Genomic DNA, 5,061 nt, shown 5'->3' on the forward strand with positions numbered 1-5,061 from the left:
TTCGTATTTATCAGCCATGATGTGTCTCTCCCTTTTTTAGGAAGTGTAGGAAAAGACACAAAACTTTGAACACTACCGACGGTTTCAGCATAGGTGAAGTGGACACAATAGCCATCTCTTCAACATTTATTTATATAAAAACTTAATTAGGGTTTCATCATATTTCTCTTTTGTTGGTAAGTCAGGAAAATATTTTGATAGATTTAACTTATAAAAATCCTCTTGCATTTTTTGAGATACATACAAATCATCATAAACTTTTATCTCATATTTATTACTAGCCTCATAATAATACTTAATTATTTTTAGCGGTGTCTTTTCATGTGTTTTAATAATTCTGTATATAAATCCATCTTGCATCCCCCAACTACCTAACTTAATTACACGAAATCCTAAACTTTGCCCAACAATTTCTTTTGGCTTATCTGTACTATATACATTGTATACAAAATTTTGCCTATCATAATTGCAAGTAAATAGATTATCGCTTACTCCAAAAACCCCACCAGAATTACATTCACCAGATAGAAAACTCCCTTTCTCAGGTTTTTTGAATCCTGGCATATCATATATTATCTGCTCACCAACTCCATTAACAGACGCCAAGAAGTCATTATCATTTTTTATTTTTGAGATTGCTTTTTTATTTTTATCTATTAAAAAGAATCGATTGTTTGCATCATCAAAGTCATACCCATATATATCTTTTAAATATACTAGACCAGCTGAATCAAGTTTTAATTCAGCTGATTGACCGTCATTATTAACTAACGCAATTTTTTCATTATCTATCCACGACTCAACAAAACACCTTCCTGATGCAAACCTATACCCTACTCTTTCTTTCAAATCATAAAGCGTACAGCCATAACCATAATCTTTCTTATGAGATGTAGAAATTATATACCTCCCACTCGGGGAGCGATTTGGACTAGTAAAATATCCGAAAGGTAATATTTTTGATCCAAAATCCTCATAAGTTGCAACAAGTTTGACATCTTTCCCATCAATTCCCATTGAAAAAAGGTTAGAATATTTTTCTCCTTTTTTTCGTGCTTTAAACAACACCCTTGGAATTTCATTATCTTCATCCCATTTTTCATATTCTAATTGTTCTGGGATTGTTATATTTAATCTCCATGAAATCGCATCATCTCTTGTTTTCAAACGTTCTATTTCAATCAATTCAACGATTAAATCCAACTGCTCCTGATAATCCTTATGATAAGATATTTTCTCTTTAATCATTTTCCACGCTGGGTATGCGATTGCACCAACGCAAAGCGCCCCAACACTATAAGCCAGCAGTTTTTTCTTCATGATTGATTCCTAAAAATTTGTTGCGTTCAGCCAGAGGTTTCTGAGTTCTTCAATTTTCTTTGCTTCTTTGAAGGACTCGTCAACCATCTCAGCATGTTCAATTTCTTCACATTCGTCTTGATCGTTTGCCAGTTCTTCAAACGGAATTTCCGTAAAAATGAATTCAGCACCATGCGGATCTTTGGGATTTGCAATCAAAGAGAGTGAAACTTCCTTCTTTCAGCAATCCCGCTAATGACACAACTGAATAGAATTTTGGGGTATCATGCTCGGGGACTTTAAGCCTGCCAGCGTTCTGTGACCAGTTTTACATCAGCTATCGGGTTGCGAATTAGCCCACGATGATTCTTTTCAATTCCCGGTTCCGTACACAGGAAAAATAGGTTCGGTCATCAAGATGTAATCAGGAAACCCTATCAGATCGAATACCCTAATCAACTGCTTTAATCGCCGTACTCGCCTGAACATGTCACTTTGCGGTATTGATCCAAAAATTAATTTCTAGTCTGGCTCATGGGATTACTATTTTACATGGCAGTCGATTTCAGTTCCGGCAGCGATAATATCCTCTTTACCCGCCTGTCATTCACCCCGAACAGGAACACGCTGTGAGAGGTTCACCATTCAGCTCTGGTACTAATGGCAAAACCGTATTCTTCATTTTGAAATCTCGAATTGGTCATATCGAGCCCGTTGACCGCAATAGTTTTTATCGGACTCACCTTCTCTGCCTTGATTTCCATTTCTAAGAGCACACAAACGATAGTTAGCGTCGGTCGCCCATAGATCACGTTGACCTTTGTCATTTAAAGAAACAACAGGAATCAATTGGAGAGGCCGAGCATTTTTGAGTTCCCTAGCTTCTCTTAAATCTGATTCATTATGCCAATTTGGGAACTCAAGTATTGCATTACTTCTATTTAATTCTTTTTGAAAGATACGCTAAAGATGTATTAATTTGGTGCTAAGCACATTTCAAACGACATTGTCAAACCCTATTTCTCAAAATTTCCATCATTTACAAAAGCATTATAAAGTGATGAGCCTGTAGCTCTATGTCCTGTAGCTATTTGGACCCAAGAAGTGTAGTTCTTATCCTGTTCTTTTTTATCGTTTAACTTAAATAAAACCACTTTTCCTGCACCATTTCTTGTATAGTTTGCATGTAAACCAATCAATTTAAAATACTTATACTTTCCTATCTTTCTTTCTTCTATATCTTCATAACTAAATGTCTTTTCATGTGTGTCTATTAAAAATCGCTTCCGACTACTTTCTCCCCAGGCAAATCGACCCGTTGGGCTAATTGATTTGTTTATAAATTTGTAAGAACCCAGTGATTCTTTGTCAGGATTTATGCTAACATTAAATAGCCTTTTATTCGAATCTTCATCAAATACAACCACACCATAGTCATTTAGCACATATCTTTTCCCATCGTATATCACAGAGTTCTCGTTATACATTACATCTACTTTTTATTTTTTGTCTGTATTTAGAATATACTTCCAGTTTTCCCAATCATCCACAAAATATAAATAACTACTGTCTTCCGCCCATAAAAATTCTGGATAACCGCGAGATTTCCCCAACTCGATATACTCACCCGTTTTAATATCTTTAATTACCTTGAACATGCCATCACTGTTGGCATACGCTAAAGCCAAATATCGGTTATTCGGGGACATTCGCATTAAACGGATGCTTCCATCAAACTCATCCGCAACTAACCGTAGATCAGTTCCGTCTGTTTTAATACTCCAGACTTTATCTTTTCGCTCATAATACTCATCTGTTTCGCCTTCACCGTTATCCCAACTGAACACGACACGAGGTAAATCGTAAGAGCTTTCGTTACTTAAGTCTTCGCGCGGCCATTCTTTCGCCTTATAAACATAATACTTTGGCTTTCCGTTGTTATTCTGATAGCTAATGTAATTGTGCTCTGTAACATATATCCGGCCATCCTCCCATTCCTGAGCATTTTTTTGCTCTACAATTGACAGCTCTTTTTCTGGTTGTTTACTTTCAGCAGTGATTTCATCTTGCCCACAACCGACAAGGAGTAAGGTTGTTAACAAACTGAGTTTTAGTGTTGATTTCATACTTTTTTTCATAGTAATCATTCTTTCTTTCGCCAACATCATAATTTAATAGTTCGGTGATATCTACATATTTTTTAATTATCACAGGTCAGTATGCTGGATTAGAAATGATATATTCCTGATGTCAACACGAATAATCCGGGTACGGTCTTTGTTATTCTCGGTTCCGTAGATAAGCACACTTTGTTCGGTCATCAAGACGTATTTTAATTTCCCATACTTGTCAATGAATGCTATTGGATATTCTGGTTTGACCTTAGTAACAAGCTGGCTTTGAGATATATAGGTCAACTCTTCATACCACTCGTTACCGTCGAAAGTAAGAGTTTCACAAGGTAGAGTAAATATTTTTCTCCTGATGAAACTTATCTTTTTTCATTATAAACCCGTCCCATAAAATAAATTCCAAAAATTAAAACCTGAGCCATCAATCATCCCTCTTTTAAAATTTTATTTAAAGTTTCTTGATATAGCTCTACACTTGGGATTGGTGGAAATTTATCACTAAATTTCAAAAGATCGTAATTTTCTTTTAACTCTTCCGGGACATAATATGCCAGATTTCCAATATTAACTTTCCTATTTCTTACTTCGTAGGAATAATATATTCCTGAGATTGGTGCTTCTTCATCATCATTAATTTTTCTAAATATTTTTTTTGTAATATCAGACATATACCACGTTCCAGCCTGGATAATTAAAGACTCTTTAACCTCCCCTATCTTTGTAAGTGGCTTATCTATATTATAATAATACTTACCGCCTTCCGAGTATACGCAAGTAAAATATCTACCATCGGCACTTACGTTTTGCCCATAATAACACCCATCAGGAAAGTAATCTTCAACACCTATATATTTCATATCCGGTAGTTTAAACTTGAATCCTTTCCCATGGTATTTGTTAAGATTATTTTTATCACCTTTAACTTTCCGAATAAAAAACTCACCATTTTCAATTGGATACCCTCCAGACAAGTCATTTTCGAAGCTTAGTTCCTCAAAAAAATTATCTTCAGAAGGGTACAACTTACTCAATTTATGTTTATTTAGATCAAAGTAAAATGGTGATTGCCAGCTATCGCCACCTATATAATAAACACCATTAGACTCAGCATCCCAATTAAAATTATAACAACGACCCTTGCCTAAATCTATTGGTTCTCTAGTTTTCAAGTCATATAGAACACAACTAAAGTTAAAGGGACTTGGTTGAATAGAACTGATAACATATCTTCCATCAGGTGAACGACTAGGCCGAGATAAACCTCTAATCTCAGGTATACCACCAATTTCTTCTTGGCTAAAGAGTACACGAACATCGCTACCATCAAGATTCATCGTGTAAAGAGAACCATAACCATCTTTCGAATGTACCGTTGAAAAGAACTGAATCTGAGGTAAATGATTCACTGCATCCCATACTTCCATTTTAGGTATTGTTGGAATATCTAAATATATCGGCCAATTTATATGCGATATTTTATCTTCAGATTTTTCCGCATACTTGACAAGATACTCCAAATTTTCCATATACTCTTCATCATATGGATTCGTTATATAGAAATATCCATATGCTGCAGAGCCACCTATTACAGATAACCCTAGCGCTGCAATTACTGATTTTTTTAATTTAT

At 35.2% G+C, this 5,061-nt stretch carries 5 protein-coding genes; all 5 read right to left on the reverse strand.

The window, feature by feature from the left end; all coding sequences use genetic code 11:
* Positions 1-126: 126 nt before the first annotated feature.
* A complete protein-coding gene (locus tag P0Y67_RS22200; protein ID WP_342393631.1) occupies positions 127-1,320 on the reverse strand; it encodes a hypothetical protein in 1,194 nt (397 codons plus the stop codon).
* A gap of 9 nt (positions 1,321-1,329) precedes the next feature.
* Positions 1,330-1,518: a hypothetical protein gene (locus P0Y67_RS22205; protein ID WP_342393632.1), complete on the reverse strand. Its 189-nt coding sequence runs from the start codon at positions 1,516-1,518 to the stop codon at positions 1,330-1,332.
* Between the two features lie 797 nt (positions 1,519-2,315).
* The gene (locus P0Y67_RS22210; RefSeq protein ID WP_342393633.1) at positions 2,316-2,786 is read right to left on the reverse strand and encodes a hypothetical protein; all 471 of its coding nucleotides are present in this window, start codon (positions 2,784-2,786) and stop codon (positions 2,316-2,318) included.
* Between the two features lie 12 nt (positions 2,787-2,798).
* Entirely contained in the window at positions 2,799-3,437 is a 639-nt protein-coding gene (locus tag P0Y67_RS22215; protein WP_342393634.1) for a hypothetical protein, read from the reverse strand.
* Positions 3,438-3,856: 419 nt separating this feature from the next.
* The coding region (locus P0Y67_RS22220) for a hypothetical protein (RefSeq protein WP_342393635.1) at positions 3,857-5,061 on the reverse strand (1,205 nt) is incomplete at its 5' end.

It is taken from the genome of Photobacterium sp. SP02, from assembly GCF_038519165.1.
In the GTDB taxonomy this organism is placed as follows: domain Bacteria; phylum Pseudomonadota; class Gammaproteobacteria; order Enterobacterales; family Vibrionaceae; genus Photobacterium; species Photobacterium halotolerans.